Origin of the sequence: Pseudomonas sp. P7758 (genome assembly GCF_013386485.1) — a bacterium.
Taxonomy (GTDB): Bacteria; Pseudomonadota; Gammaproteobacteria; order Pseudomonadales; family Pseudomonadaceae; genus Aquipseudomonas.
Map to the genome: position 1 here is coordinate 1 of NZ_JACARS010000195.1, position 14547 is coordinate 14547.

The window sequence follows — 14547 nt, forward strand, 5'->3', positions numbered from 1 at the left end:
GTATTGCCGAGTGTCTTCGACCAGGGCGACGCCGAAGTCGTCTTCACCGTCAACGCCGAGGAAAGCGAGCAATGACCCCGTCACCCAAGTACCTGAAGCCGCTGCTGGTTGTGTCGGTGTTGTTCAACGTGTTTTTGATCGGCGGGGTCGGTGGTGGCCTGTACCACTGGCTGGCGAATACCAAGCCCGCCGAGGCGGTGGTTAACCAGCATGGCCTGCGCCAGGCGATGGTCAAGCTGCCGCCGGAACGGCGCAAGGAACTGCGCCAGTTGTTGCGCCAGAACCGCGCCNNTGATCAAGCAACTGGAGGCGCCGACTCTCGACCGTGAGGCGTTGGTGACGGATCTGGGCAAGGCCCGGGAGGCGGACATGGCGCTCAGGGCGCTGGTGGACAACACCCTGGCGCAGTTCGCCAGCACCTTGCCCCGGGATGAGCGCCAACGGTTGGTGGAGGCGTTGTATATGAAGGGGCAGGCGAAGGGCAAGGTCGCCAGAAGTAACTGAGACGAGCGACGGATGATCGTTCCCACGCTCTGCGTGGGAATGCCGCCCCGGACGCTCTGCGTCCAATTGGCGATGCAAGGTTCAAGTCTTGCGCAGTGGTGACGCGGAGCGTCACGGTATGCGTTCCCACGCAGAGCGTGGGAACGAGCATTAATCACCGGATGGCATCGCCTGGGTCTGACTGACAGACCGAGGTGCCTGCATCGCGGGCAAGCCCGGCTCCCACATGAGCTCGCTGCGGAACTGAATATATGAAGATGGTTCCCACGCTCTGCGTGGGAATGCCGCCCCGGACGCTCTGCGTCCAGTTGGCGATGCAAGGTTCAAGTCTTGCGCAGTGGTGACGCGGAGCGTCACGGTATGCGTTCCCACGCAGAGCGTGGGAACGAGCATTAATAACCGACGAGACGGGCGACGGATTTCCCGGCTGGCGGCGTTTAACCCGGGTAGGCCCGCCACTCAGGCGAAGGTCAGTCTCATTGGGGAACCGTGCCATGTCCTGCCTATTCAAAGCTACGCTGGCCGCCACGTTGATGGCGGCTGCGTTGTCCGGTTGTATTGTCGAGCCTGTTCATCCGCGGCGTCCGCCGCCTTTGGTCGAGGTGGTGCCGGTGGCGCCGGCGCCAGGGTATCAGTGGGTGCGGGGGCACTATCGCTGGGGGAACGGGCAGTGGTTATGGGTGCCGGGGCATTGGCGGTACTGATCCACCACACGTTCAACTGCGACACCGAAACCCTGTGGGAGCTGGCTTGCCTGCGATGGCGTCACCGCGGTCTTACTGACAGACCGAGGTGCCTGCATCGCGGGCAAACCCGGCTCCCACAGGTGATAGGGGCTCTGTCAGGACTTTCCTGAACGCCTCCACCAGCGGCCGCAGATTGATCCGATGCCACGCCGCCCACAGCGGCGTGGTGTAGGTCAGCCACGGCAGTTCTCGCAGCACAACGCCCGGCGGTGCATTGCGGCTCAAACCCTTTTGCACCATCGCGACACCTAGCCCCGACGCCACCAACCCCAACGCGGTAAACGGCTCGCTGGCTTCCATCGGAATCTGCGGGGTAAACCCTGCCCGAATGCACGCCGCAACAAAGTCATCCGCCGGGTTTGCACCCGCTTTGCGCTGCACGCCAATCCATTGCTGCTCGGCCAGATGCTCAGGCAGCAACTCGCTGACGCTGGCCAGCGGATGCTGCTCGGGCAGCGCCAGCAGCATCGGATCGTCCAGCACTTGCAATGCCATCAGGTCCGGGTCATCCGCCGCCGGTGGTTCACCCACCAGAGCGATATCCAGGCTGCGTTGGCGCAGGCCTTCCAGCTGTTCGGCGGAGGGCAGGTTGTACAGGGCGATATGCACGTTGGGCCGCGCGTCACGCAGTACCTTCAGGCCGTTGGGCAGCACCCCCGCGTGCATGGCGTTTTCGATGTAGCCGATGCACAGTCCGCCTTCTTCGCCTTTACCCAATCGCCGGCCCAATGACTCCAGGCGGTTGGCGTGGGTCAGCAGCGCCTTGGTTTCGGCGAGGAACGTCTGGCCGTCGCGGGTCAGGCGGATGCGCTGTTGGCTGCGCTCGAACAGGGTCAGGCCCAAGCGTTCTTCCAATTGGGCAATCTGCCGGCTCAGGGGCGATTGGGAGATGTGCAACCGTTCGGCAGCACGCCCCACGTGTTCTTCTTCAGCGACTACAACGAAGTAGCGCAATTGGCGGAAGTCGATCATGTCAGACCTTAAGGGACTCAAGTTGGTCGCAGTATGTCTTGGACGGTCCGATCTCTGCAATCTACGATCTGCTCAACGGTCAACACAGCGACCTTGAACAATCTTGAGGATTTACCCCATGAGCTTGAAAGACAAACTGCCCGGCGTGCTGGGTTTTGGCACCGCCCCCTTGGGCAACATGTTCCGTGCGATTCCTGAAGAGGAGGCGCAAGCCACCGTTGAAGCAGCCTGGAACCAGGGCGTGCGTTACTTCGACACCGCACCGTTCTACGGCTCGGGCCTCTCGGAAATCCGCCTGGGCCAGGCCCTGTCCAAGTACAACCGTGACGACTATGTGCTCAGCACCAAGGTCGGCCGGGTGATCCTGGATGAAGTGGAAGAAAGCGCCCGCGACCTCGGCGAGAAAAGCGGCGTGTTTGAACATGGCCGGCCGAACAAGATGGTCAACGACTACAGCGCCGATGCCACCCTGCGCTCCATCGAAGACAGCCTCAACCGCCTGCAAACCGACCGCCTCGACATCGTGTGGATTCACGACATCGCCCAGGATTTCTACGGCGATCAATGGCTGGACTACTTCAATCAGGCGCGCACCGGTGCTTTCAAGGTGCTGACCCGCCTGCGTGAAGAAGGCGTGATCAAGGCCTGGGGCCTGGGCGTCAATCGGGTCGAGCCTTGCGAGTTGACCCTGGACCTGGCCGAAGCCCAGCCCGACGGTTTCCTGCTTGCCGGTCGCTACACCTTGCTCGACCATGAACGCGCCTTGCAGCGCTTGATGGATGCAGCCCAGGCGCAGAACGTCGAGATCGTGGTCGGTGGCCCTTACAGCTCCGGGATCCTGGCGGGCGGCGCACATTTTGAGTACCAGAAAGCCAGCCCGGCGATCATCAGCAAGGTCGAGCAGATCAAGGCGATTGCCGCGGCCCATGGCGTGAGTGTGAAAGCCGCTGCACTGCAATTCTCCCTGGCTCACCCGGCAGTGGCCGCAGTGATTCCGGGTGCCAGTCGTCCGGGGCGCATTGCTGAAGACGTCGCGGCGTTGTCAGAGAAGATTCCCGCAGCCTTTTGGCAGGCCCTGCGCGAGGCACGATTGATTTCGGCCCGTGCACCGCTGCCGCTCTAACCACAGGAACGCGAATATGAAAATTGATATCAGTGGCAAAGTCGCAATCGTCAGTGGCAGCACCGCCGGCATAGGCCTGGGCATCAGCCAGGCGCTGGCGCAATCCGGCGCTACGGTGGTGGTGATCGGGCGTGAATCGGGCAAGGTCGACGAGGCGCTGGCGACCATTCGCCAGGCCGTGCCCGGCGCGGATCTGCGTGGGCTGGTGGCGGACCTCGGTACGGCCGAGGGCGCTGAAAAGCTGTTCGCCGCCGAGCCGCGCGCCGACATCCTGGTGAACAACCTCGGGATCTTCAACGACGTCGATTTCTTTGACGCTCCCGACAGCGAGTGGACGCGTTTCTACGAGGTCAACGTGATCTCCGGTGTGCGTTTGTCGCGGCATTACACGCCGGGCATGGTCGAGCAGGGCTGGGGCCGGGTGATCTTTGTGTCGTCGGAATCCGGGGTGGCAACGCCGGCTGACATGATCAATTACGGCGTGACCAAAAGCGCCAACCTGGCGGTGTCCCATGGCTTGGCCAAACGCCTGGCGGGCACCGGGGTGACGGTCAATGCGATCCTGCCGGGGCCGACCTTTACCGATGGCCTGGAGCACATGCTCAAGGACGCCGTGGCCAAGTCCGGGCGCAGTGCGCGGGACGAGGCGGATGTGTTTGTGCGCAATGCGCGGCCGACGTCGATCATCCAGCGCGCAGCGAATGTGGATGAAGTGGCGAATCTGGTGGCGTACATTGCTTCACCGTTGTCCTCTGCCACCACCGGTGCCGCGTTGCGGGTCGACGGCGGTGTTGTCGACAGCATGGCGATCTGATTTTTCTTGAATGGTTTGGAGTGTTAATCGTGGCAAAAGCATCTGCTGTTATTGAAATCCCGGTTTCGGCCGAACAGGTTTGGCAATTGGTCGGCGGCTTCAATTCGCTGCCGGACTGGCTGCCCTTTATCGTCAAGAGCGAGCCGAGTGAAGGCGGGCGTGTGCGTCATCTGCAAACGGCGGATGGTGGTGTGGTGGTGGAGCGGCTGCAACGCTTTGATGATGCGGCGCGTACCTACAGTTATTCGATCAGCGAGTCGCCGTTTCCGGTGAGTGAGTATCTGGCGACGTTGAAGGTTGAGGCGCTGGGTGACAGCTCCGCGAAGGTGACCTGGTCGGGCGTGTTCACTCCGGTGGCCGGTGTGACGGATGCGGCGGTGGAGGAGTTGTTTACCGGTGTCTACAGCGGTGGGCTGGATGCGTTGCGGGGTAATTTTCCGGGCTGAATGAAGATCAAATGTGGGAGCGGGCTTGCTCGCGAATGCGGTGGATCAGTGCCAGATGGGTTGACTGACACTCCGCATTCGCGAGCAAGCCCGCTCCCACATTGGTTTTGTGGTGTTCTTCAGGCTTCAGGCTTCAGGCTTCAGGCTTCGGGCATCAGTTGTTGGCGGCATTCGAGGATCAGCTTCGCACCGCCTCGTTCGCTGCTGCCGACTTCCAGTTTGAAACCGTGCAGGTTGATGATCGCGGCCACAATCGACAGCCCCAACCCAAACCCGCCTTGTTGCTGATTGCCTTCGTCCACCCTGTAAAACCGCTGGAACACCGCGGCACGTTCAGCTGCGGGAATCCCGGGGCCGGAGTCCAGGACTTCAATGCGGGTGCTGCCGGCATCGTTCACGCCTCGCAGGATCACTTCGCCGCCCGGCGGGGTGAATTTGATCGAGTTGCTCAGCAGGTTGGCCAGGGCTTCGAACAGCAAGGCGCGATCGCCGGTGATCCACGGTAACGAGTCCGGCACTTGCAGCAGCAATTCCATCTCGCCTTCTTCTGCCAGGGGCAGGTAGAAGTCGTGGAGTTCCTGCAGCAAGGGCAGGGGATCAAGCACCAGGAAGCCCGAGCGGCGCTGATGGTCTTCCAGTTCGGAAATCCGCAGCAAGCCACGGAAGCGCGCCATCAAGGTGTCGGTTTCGGCGATGGCCGCGTCCAGTTGCAGGGCGTGGGGCGCGTCCTCATCGGCCTGCTGCTGGATCCGGTACAGCTGCGCCCGCAGGCGGGTCAGCGGGGTGCGCAGGTCGTGGGCGATGTTGTCGCACACGCCCTTGACCTCGTTCATCAGCTTCTCGATGCGGTCGAGCATCGCGTTGACGATGGCCGCCAGCATGTCCAGTTCGTCGCGTCGGTCAGACAACGGCAAGCGGTGGGTCAGGTCGCCGGCCACGATGGCTTCGGCGCTCGCCTGGATCCCGCGAATCCGTCGCAACGGACGCCGTCGCAGCAGGTGCCAGCCAGCCGCGCCGGGAATGATCGTCAGGGTGATCCCCCACAGCAAGGCGTGCAGGATGATCCGCGTCACGCCGAACAGCGAGCCGTTGGCCCGCACCAGGATCAGCCAGCGGCCGTCTTCGGTGTGGGTGGCTACGGCGTCGCAGCTGTCGCGCGGCAGTTTCGGGTCGTCGGAGTCGATGCAGTTGGCCAGGGCATGGATGTGTCCGTCCATTGGCAGGTCGGGCGGTATCACGCGGATCGGGCCGCTGATGGGGTTGAACTGATTATCGAACAGGCCGTAGGCGTCAACGCCCTTCATGTCGAAGGTCATGCTGGTGGTCAGGGCTTCCACCAGCTCTTCGCCGTCAAACCGCTGGAACAGGTGCTGGCGCTGCATCAGGGAGTGGCGTGAGAGGTCGCCCAGGTAACCGGACACCTCGTAGTACAGCACGCCCATGAGGATGCAGCTCCAGGCCACGAACAACGAACTGTAGAGCGCCAGCAGCCGGCTGCTGGAAGAGCGCCAGCCTTTAGAGGGGTTCAGCAATGACATACCCGGAACCTCGTACCGTGCGGATCAGCGGCGTGAGGCCCGGCGGGTCGATTTTTTTGCGCAGGCGACCGATGTGCACGTCGATCAGGTTGGTGCCCGGGTCGAAGTGATAACCCCAGACTTCCTCGAAGATCATCATCCGCGAGAGGATTTGCCCGGTGTTGCGCATCAGGAATTCCAGCAGTTTGTATTCGGTCGGCAACAGGCTCAGGGGCTGTTCGGCACGGCTGGCTTCACGGCTGATCAGGTTCAGTTCCAGATCCGCCACGCGCAAGGCAGTTTCGAACTCCTTGACCGTGCTTTTGCGCCGCAGCAGCACTTCGACGCGGGCGGCCATTTCGTCGGAGGCGAACGGTTTGGTCAGGTAGTCATCACCACCGGCCCGCAGGCCACGTACCCGTTCATCCACATCGGAGAGGGCGCTGATCATCAGGATCGGCGTGGATACGCCGATGGTGCGCAGGGTGGTGACGATGGCCAGGCCATCCAGTTCCGGGAGCATGCGGTCGAGGGTGATCAGGTCGTAATCACCGCTGACGGCACGGACCAGGCCTTCGCGGCCATTGTCTACCCAGTCTACGTCCAGTCCATGGCTACTCAGCTCGGCAACGATCTCGCGGGCCGTTACGGCGTCGTCCTCGATGGTCAAAATGCGGGTCATAAGGATTACCTGGTGAGCGATTCACACTGAAGTGCGGGCATTTTGCCAAGAAATGATAGCCCGCTTCCTAAATAAAAATTTATGTAGGCACAAACGACACAATTCACCATAACCCGCTGAATCTGAACGAACGCTGTGTGTGTAGGATTTTTTGCATGCCATGGGGGGCGTACGGGTTATTTCCTACGAGGAATGCAATACGCCCGCCGCTCCGGGCCATTTCTTGCAAGTTGCATGGTTCAAATTAGTTCAACTTAATTAAGTTGTTGAAATATATGAAGTTTTAATTTTCGAGCTTCTGGCACGTCGCCTGCACTGTCCCTTTTGAGACTTGTAACACTATTTTTCATGCCTGGAGCAAAACAACAATGATTACATCCTCATCCACGCTGCAAGAGTCGAGCACGCTCTCCGGGGTTTCCTGGGGCGCGATCTTTGCCGGGGCCGCTGCCGCGGCTGCGCTGTCCTTGATTCTGGTACTGCTGGGCTTCGGCCTGGGCTTTTCGGCGGTGTCGCCGTGGGCCGACAGTGGCATCAGCGCCAAAGGGCTTGGCATTTCTACCATTGTCTGGCTGGCGGTTACGCAAATCATCGCGTCGGGGATGGGCGGTTACATCGCCGGTCGCCTGCGGGTGAAATGGGCCAATATGCACGGCGATGAGGTGTACTTTCGCGACACCGCCCATGGCTTCCTGGCCTGGGCCGTGGCGACACTGGTGACGGCGGTGCTGATCGTCGGTTCGGTCAGCAGTGTGGTCAGCGGTGGTGTGAAGGCCGGTGCCAGTGTGGCCTCGGGTGCCGTCAGTGGCATGAGCCAGGTGGCTGGCGCTGCCTCCAAGGGCGAAGACTTTGGCTACTACGTCGACAGCCTGTTCCGTGATGATCGCCCGGCCGCCGTCAGTGATGACGCGGTGCATGGTGTGGTCGCTCGCATCTTCGCTCGTACCGTGAGCAACAATGGTCAGCTGGCACCTGAAGACCGTGCGTACCTTGCACAGTTGATCAGCCAGCGGACCAACCTCAGCCAGGCCGATGCCGAGGCGCGTGTTGACCAGGTCTATGGCCAGGCTCAAAAAGCCCTGGATGACGCCAAGTTGAAAGCCAAGCAGGCTGCCGACACGGCTGCAAAAGTGGCTGCCTACACGTCGCTGTGGACCTTCGTGGCGCTGTTGATCGGTGCGTTTTTTGCCAGCCTCGCTGCAACCTTTGGTGGTCGTCGCCGGGATGCCGTGGTGTATCTGGAAACCACTCCCCACACCACTTCCGTTCGTTAATTCAAGGAGAACGTCATGCGCTCATTACTGCTGTTTTTCCTCGGTGTGCCTATCCCGGTCATTATCCTGATCGCGATCTTCATGCACTGATCCTGAGGCTTGCTCGGTCCTCATGTGGGAGCGGGCTTGCTGGCGAAAAAAGCGGTGTATCAGTCACATATGAACTGGCTGATACACCGCTTTCGCGAGCAAGCCCGCTCCCACATTTTGTTTTGTGTCGTTGCTGCATTCCGGGCGAAGGCGAAATCTCCGGATTTTGTTAATTGTTGCTTAACCGCCTTTTGGCTAAGCTCCCGTCCCATGAGTCGCTATCTGCGTTTTTTCCTGGTCCTGCTGTTGAGTCTTGCGCTTCCCCTGACCGGGATGGCGGGTGTGCCGTCGAGCACCGAGCCGTGCCCGATGCAGATGTCCGACATGCAGATGATGAGCGACATGGCCCCTGACTGTTGCCAGGACGGCGCAGCCGCCGATCACAGCAAAAGCTGCAAGCCCGGCCAGGAGTGCAAGACCGGCGGCATGCTGCAATTGTCGATGCCGGTGCTCAAGGCCCCGGTGACTGCTTCCAATGCGCTGGTCGTCAGCGTCTCTTCTGATTTCATCCCCGACCGCACGCCGTCCGGCGTCTGGCGCCCGCCCCGTAGCTGAATCCTGTTGCACCTGAAGACTCGTCCCTGAACCGGGACGGCCTTGCTGTGGGCCGCGTAAAGCGGTGCGCAGCGCAACAGAACAGGACACTTCAAGATGAATTTCCTATGCGTGCGTGCCTTGGTGATGGGCGTGCTGGCGTGGCCGACGCTGGCGTCTGCGCTGACCCTGGATGAGGCCTTGCGCCTGGCGCAAAACAACGCGCCGTCGCTGACGGCTGAATCCTCCAAATTGCAGGCCGCGACCCAGGCGGCGATTCCGGCCGGCGAACTGCCGGACCCGAAACTGGTAGTAGGCCTGCAAAATTTCCCCGTTGGCGGGCCCAATCGCGGCACGTTGTATGGCGATGACATGACCGAGCAAATGATCGGCATCCAGCAACAAGTGCCCAGCCGCGACAAGCGCAAGGCACGGGTTGAGTTGGCGTCGGCCAGCGTGGACACGGCTGCCGCCGAAGGCCGGATCGAGCGCTTGAATGTGCGTCAGGCCACCGCCCAGGCGTGGATTCGCGCCTATGCGGTGGAGCGTAAAGAGGCGCTGTTCAAGGACTTCTATCAGCAGAATCGCCTGCTGCAAGACACCGTGCGTGCGCAACTGGCCGGCGGTCGCGGGCAGCCTTCCGACGTCGTGATCCCGAAGCAGGAAGCGGCTGACCTGGCCGAGCGCGAGGATGAGCTGATCCAGCAACGCGCCCAGGCCCGGGCGGCCCTCAAGCGCTGGATCGGCCCGGCCGCCAGTGAAGCCCCCAGCGGGCAATTGCCGAACTGGAAAATCGACACCACCGGCTTCACCCACAACCTGCACCAGCACCCGGTTCTGCAAGCCTTTGCACCGCGCACCCGCGAGGCCGAAGCCCGGCTGAACGAGGCCAGGGCGCAAAAGACCTCGGACTGGAGTTGGGAAGTGGACTACCAGCACCGAGGCCGTGAGTACGGGGACATGGTCAGCCTGCAATTCACCTTCGATTTGCCGATCTTCCCCGGTCGCCGACAAAACCCCGGTATCGCCGCCAAGCAGGCCGAACTCGACCAACTGGACGCCGAACGCGAAGCCAAGACCCGTGAACATACCCAGGAACTCGAAGACGACCTGGCCAACTACCAGCGGCTGGACCGCGCCGTGCAGCGCAGCCAGGACAGCCTGGTGCCGCTGGCCGAGGAGAAATTGTCGCTGAGCCTGGCGGGGTATCGCGCGGGCAAGGGCGACCTGATGAGCGTGGTCAGCGCCCGCCGCGAGTGGGTCGAGGCGCGCTTCAAACAGATTGATGCCATTGAACAGCGCGCCCTGACCGGCGCCCAGCTGTATTTTGCTTACGGGGAACCCGCCAATGAATAACCGAATCGTGAATATGGCCCTGTTGGGCGGCGTCCTGCTGCTGGGTCTGGGTGGCGGCTATTGGCTGGCGCAGACACGCGAGGCACAGCCGGCCATGGTCGGGACGATGCGGGCGCCGGACGAGAAAAAGGCGCTGTACTGGTACGACCCGATGTACCCGCAGCAAAAATTCGACAAGCCGGGCAAGTCGCCCTTCATGGACATGCAACTGGTGCCGCGCTACGCCGGTGGCGCCGAGGAGAGTGCGGCGATTCATATCGATTCGAGCCTGACCCAGAACATCGGCGTGCGCCTGGCGAGCGTCAGCCGTGGGGTGCTGGCGTCAAGTCTTGAGCTGTCGGGAATCCTCGCCTTCAACGACCGCGATGTGGCGGTGGTGCAGGCGCGCGCTGCCGGATTTGTCGAGCGGGTTTACGCCCGTGCGCCGGGGGATGTGCTCAAGGCTCAGGCGCCTCTGGCGGACATTCTGGTGCCCGAATGGGCCGCCGCTCAGGAAGAGTTCCTTGCTCTGCGACACAGCGATCCAGGTTTGTTGGCTGCCGCCCGCCAGCGTCTGCGCTTGAGCGGCATGCCCGCCGGGCTGATCACGCAGATGGAGCGCAGCGGCCGGGCGCAATCGGTGATGACCATCACCACCCCGCTGGGCGGCGCGTTGCAGACCCTCGACGTACGCGAAGGCATGACCGTCGCGGCGGGTCAAACCCTGGCGCGGGTCAATGGCCTGGGCACCGTGTGGCTGCAGGTCGCCGTGCCTGAAGCCCAGGGCGCCGCGCTGGCCGTTGGGCAAACGGTCGAGAGCCGTTTTGTCGGGTTGCCGGGACAAGTCGTCAAAGGCACCGTCGCCGCGATTCTGCCGGCAACTGCCATGGACAGCCGCACCGTGCAGGTTCGGGTCGAACTGCCCAACCCTGACGGTATGTTGCGCCCCGGTATGACCGCCCAGGTGCGCCTGGCCCAATCCAGCGGCCAATCGGTGCTGTTGCTGCCGAGCGAGGCGTTGATTCGCACCGGCAAACGCGTGCTGGTGATGGTGGCCGAGGAGGGCGGGCGATATCGCCCGGTAGAAGTTCAGGTGGGTGCAGAAAACCAGGACAACACCGTCATCCTCGCCGGCCTGCAGGAAGGCCAGCAGGTGGTGGCCTCCGGTCAATTTCTGCTGGACTCCGAAGCAAGTTTGAAGGGAATTACCACTCAATCGTCCGGCGGTTTTTCAGATGAGGGGGCCATGGACGGCATGAGCATGCAACCGGGAGCCCGGCCATGATCGCCCTGTTGATTCGCTGGTCGGTGGCCAACCGCTTTTTGGTGTTGTTGGCGACTTTATTCGTGACGGCCTGGGGTTTGTGGTCGATCCAGAACACCCCGGTGGACGCCTTGCCGGACCTGTCGGATGTGCAGGTGATCATCCGCACGCCGTACCCGGGCCAGGCCCCGCAGATTGTCGAGAACCAGGTCACTTACCCGATGACCACCACCATGCTCTCGGTGCCGGGGGCGAAGACCGTGCGTGGCTTTTCGTTCTTCGGCGACAGCTATGTTTACGTGCTGTTCGACGAAGGCACCGACCTGTATTGGGCGCGCTCGCGGGTGCTGGAATACCTGAGCCAGTTGCAGGCGCGTTTGCCGGCATCGGCCAAGCCGGCGCTGGGCCCGGATGCCACCGGTGTCGGCTGGATCTACCAGTACGCGCTGGTGGACCGCACCGGAAAACACGACTTGGCGCAACTGCGCTCGTTGCAGGACTGGTTCCTCAAGTTCGAGCTCAAGACCCTGCCCAATGTCGCCGAAGTGGCGACCATCGGCGGCCAGGTCAAGCAGTACCAGGTGCAGATCGACCCGCTGGCCCTGGCCAGTCGCGGCATCACCCAGGCCCAGGTGGTGGAAGCCATCGGCAAGGCCAACCAGGAAACCGGCGGTTCGGTGCTGAACATGGGTGAGTCGGAATACATGGTGCGTGCGTCCGGCTACCTGAAAACCCTGGAGGACTTTCGCGGCATTCCCCTGCGGCTCGACACCCACAACGTGCCGGTGACCCTTGGGGATGTGGCGACGATCCAGCTGGGCCCGGACATGCGCCGGGGCATCAGTGAACTGGATGGCGAAGGCGAGGCGGTGGGCGGCGTGGTGATCCTGCGCAGCGGCAAGAACGCCCGCGAGGCCATCGCGGCGGTCAAGACCAAGCTGGAGCAACTGCAAACCAGCCTGCCGCCCGGGGTGGAAATCGTCACCACCTACGATCGCAGCAAACTCATCGATCGCGCCGTGGACAACCTCAGCCACAAGCTGCTCGAAGAGTTCCTGGTGGTGGCGCTGGTGTGCGGGATCTTCCTGTGGCACCTGCGCTCCTCGCTGGTGGCGATCATCTCGTTGCCGGTGGGGGTGTTGATTGCCTTTATCGTCATGCGCTTCCAGGGCATCAACGCGAACATCATGTCCCTGGGCGGGATTGCGATTGCCATCGGCGCGATGGTCGATGGCGCGGTGGTGATGATCGAGAATGCCCACAAGAAAATCGAAGCCTGGCACCACGCGCATCCGAACCAGGAATTGAAGGGGGAGGCGCATTGGAAGGTCATCACCGATGCGGCAGTGGAGGTGGGGCCGGCGTTGTTTTTCTGCCTGCTGATCATCACCTTGTCGTTTATCCCGGTGTTCACCCTGCAAGCCCAGGAAGGCCGCTTGTTCGGGCCGCTGGCCTACACCAAGACCTATGCCATGGCCGCTGCGGCGGGGTTGTCGGTGACCCTGATCCCGGTGCTGATGGGCTACTGGATTCGCGGGCGTATTCCCGATGAGCAACGCAACCCGCTGAATCGCGGCCTGATCAAACTCTACCAACCGGCCCTCGACGCGGTGCTGCGCTGGCCGCGCATGACCTTGCTGGTCGCGCTGCTGATGGTCGCCAGTGCGCTATGGCCAGTGTCGCACCTGGGCGGTGAATTCCTGCCGCCGCTGGATGAGGGTGACCTGTTGTATATGCCGTCGGCGTTGCCTGGTTTGTCGACGCAAACTGCCGGCGCATTGCTGCAACGTACCGACCGCTTGATCAAGAGCGTGCCGGAAGTCGCCCACGTGTTCGGCAAGGCCGGCCGCGCCGAAACCGCCACCGACCCGGCGCCGCTGGAAATGTTCGAAACCACCATCGAGTTCAAGCCGCGAGACCAATGGCGGCCGGGCATGACCCCGGAAAAACTGGTGAAGGAACTCGACCGGGTGGTGCAGGTGCCGGGGCTGACCAACATCTGGATTCCGCCGATCCGCAACCGCATCGACATGCTCGCCACCGGGGTCAAAAGCCCGATCGGCGTGAAGGTCGCGGGTTCCAGCCTGATGGACATCGACGCCGTGACCCAGGCCGTGGAAAAGGTCGCCAAGACGGTGCCCGGCGTCAGCTCGGCGCTGGCGGAACGCCTGACGGGCGGGCGCTACATCGACGTGGATATCGACCGCCCGGCCGCCGCGCGTTATGGCCTGAACATCACCGATGTGCAGTCCATTGTCTCCGGGGCGATTGGCGGGGAAAACATCGGCGAGACCGTCGAAGGCTTGGCGCGGTTTCCCATCAACCTGCGCTACCCGAAAGAATGGCGCGACTCGGTGAGCGCGATGAGCAACCTGCCGATCTATACGCCGTCAGGCAGCCAGATCACCCTGGGCACCGTGGCCAGGATCAAGGTCAGCGAAGGCCCGCCGATGCTCAAGAGCGAAAACGCTCGGCCTTCCGGCTGGGTGTACATTGACGTGCGTGATCGCGACCTGGCGTCGGTGGTGAAGGACTTGCGCGAGGCGATCAACCAGAACGTGCAACTGCAACCGGGCATGAGCCTCAGCTACTCGGGGCAGTTCGAGTTCCTGGAGCGGGCCAATGAACGCCTGAAACTGGTGGTGCCGGCGACTTTGCTGATCATCTTCGTGCTGCTGTACCTGACGTTCCGGCGGGTGGATGAGGCGCTGCTGATCCTCGCCACGTTGCCGTTCGCGCTGACGGGTGGGGTGTGGTTGCTGTACTGGCTGGGCTTCAACCTGTCGGTGGCGACGGGTGTTGGATTTATCGCGTTGGCGGGGGTGTCGGCGGAGTTCGGCGTGATCATGCTGCTGTATTTGAAAAACGCCTGGGCCGAACGCCAGGGAGGAGGGGACCAGGCCCTGCTGGAAGCCATCACCGAAGGTGCCGTATTACGCGTGCGGCCCAAGGCGATGACCGTGGCCGTAATCATCGCCGGCTTGCTGCCGATCCTTTTAGGCGGCGGCACCGGCAGCGAAGTCATGAGCCGGATTGCCGCGCCCATGATTGGCGGCATGCTCACAGCGCCCTTGCTCTCCCTGTTCGTCATCCCGGCGGCATATAGGCTAATGCGCAAATCCAAAAGCTAACGACAATCAAATGTGGGAGCGGGCTTGCTCGCGAAAGCGGTGTGTCAGTCGCCAGATGCCGTGGCTGACCCACCGCGTTCGCGAGCAAGCCCGCTCCCACATTTAGACCTCATTC

General features: G+C 62.4%; 12 protein-coding genes and 1 pseudogene. 10 read left to right on the forward strand and 3 right to left on the reverse strand.

Translation table 11 applies throughout. The features are described 5' to 3' along the window. Window positions 1-71: 71 nt before the first annotated feature. Together HX873_RS29940 and HX873_RS29945 are read left to right on the forward strand one after the other, a co-directional pair. A pseudogene (locus HX873_RS29940) lies at window positions 72-504 on the forward strand (periplasmic heavy metal sensor). Window positions 505-998: 494 nt separating this feature from the next. Next, on the forward strand, window positions 999-1208 hold the full coding sequence (locus tag HX873_RS29945) for a YXWGXW repeat-containing protein (protein ID WP_177123638.1): 210 nt from the start codon (window positions 999-1001) through the stop codon (window positions 1206-1208). Window positions 1209-1280: 72 nt separating this feature from the next. On the opposite strand, the gene HX873_RS29950 is transcribed toward HX873_RS29945, so the two are convergent. Then, window positions 1281-2222: a LysR substrate-binding domain-containing protein gene (locus HX873_RS29950; protein WP_177123639.1), complete on the reverse strand. Its 942-nt coding sequence runs from the start codon at window positions 2220-2222 to the stop codon at window positions 1281-1283. A gap of 118 nt (window positions 2223-2340) precedes the next feature. Here HX873_RS29950 and HX873_RS29955 point away from each other — a divergent pair, with 118 nt between their 5' ends. From HX873_RS29955 to HX873_RS29965, 3 genes are read left to right on the forward strand one after another with little or no spacing between them, the layout of a single operon-like run. Continuing rightward, window positions 2341-3345, forward strand: a complete 1005-nt coding sequence (locus HX873_RS29955) for an aldo/keto reductase (RefSeq protein ID WP_003219721.1) — start codon at window positions 2341-2343, stop codon at window positions 3343-3345. Window positions 3346-3361: 16 nt separating this feature from the next. Further along, window positions 3362-4159 (forward strand): SDR family NAD(P)-dependent oxidoreductase, encoded by a 798-nt coding sequence (locus HX873_RS29960; protein WP_003219722.1) that lies wholly within the window; start codon window positions 3362-3364, stop codon window positions 4157-4159. Window positions 4160-4188: 29 nt separating this feature from the next. Further along, window positions 4189-4605, forward strand: a complete 417-nt coding sequence (locus HX873_RS29965; RefSeq protein ID WP_087694116.1) for an SRPBCC family protein — start codon at window positions 4189-4191, stop codon at window positions 4603-4605. A 140-nt stretch (window positions 4606-4745) separates the two neighbouring features. Here HX873_RS29965 and HX873_RS29970 read toward each other — a convergent pair whose 3' ends face one another. Both HX873_RS29970 and HX873_RS29975 read right to left on the reverse strand, forming a co-directional pair. Further along, window positions 4746-6143, reverse strand: coding sequence for a cell wall metabolism sensor histidine kinase WalK (locus tag HX873_RS29970; RefSeq protein WP_008435962.1), 1398 nt, complete (start codon window positions 6141-6143; stop codon window positions 4746-4748). Continuing rightward, window positions 6121-6804, reverse strand: coding sequence for a response regulator transcription factor (locus HX873_RS29975; RefSeq protein WP_003219726.1), 684 nt, complete (start codon window positions 6802-6804; stop codon window positions 6121-6123). Before HX873_RS29975 ends, HX873_RS29970 begins: the two co-directional genes overlap by 23 nt. A gap of 368 nt (window positions 6805-7172) precedes the next feature. Here HX873_RS29975 and HX873_RS29980 point away from each other — a divergent pair, with 368 nt between their 5' ends. The 5 genes from HX873_RS29980 (at window position 7173) to HX873_RS30000 (ending at window position 14432) form a co-directional block, all read left to right on the forward strand. Then, window positions 7173-8078, forward strand: coding sequence for a hypothetical protein (locus HX873_RS29980; RefSeq protein WP_003219728.1), 906 nt, complete (start codon window positions 7173-7175; stop codon window positions 8076-8078). A 300-nt stretch (window positions 8079-8378) separates the two neighbouring features. Next, window positions 8379-8723, forward strand: a complete 345-nt coding sequence (locus tag HX873_RS29985; RefSeq protein WP_003211193.1) for a hypothetical protein — start codon at window positions 8379-8381, stop codon at window positions 8721-8723. Between the two features lie 96 nt (window positions 8724-8819). Beyond that, a complete protein-coding gene (locus tag HX873_RS29990) occupies window positions 8820-10058 on the forward strand; it encodes a TolC family protein (RefSeq protein ID WP_177009770.1) in 1239 nt (412 codons plus the stop codon). Then, window positions 10051-11322: an efflux RND transporter periplasmic adaptor subunit gene (locus tag HX873_RS29995; RefSeq protein ID WP_177123640.1), complete on the forward strand. Its 1272-nt coding sequence runs from the start codon at window positions 10051-10053 to the stop codon at window positions 11320-11322. The genes HX873_RS29990 and HX873_RS29995 overlap by 8 nt, the downstream gene beginning before the upstream one ends. Beyond that, window positions 11319-14432 carry an efflux RND transporter permease subunit gene (locus HX873_RS30000; RefSeq protein WP_177040028.1) on the forward strand — a complete coding sequence of 1038 codons (3114 nt, stop codon included), beginning with the start codon at window positions 11319-11321 and terminating at the stop codon, window positions 14430-14432. Before HX873_RS29995 ends, HX873_RS30000 begins: the two co-directional genes overlap by 4 nt. The last annotated feature ends 115 nt before the right edge of the window (window positions 14433-14547 follow it).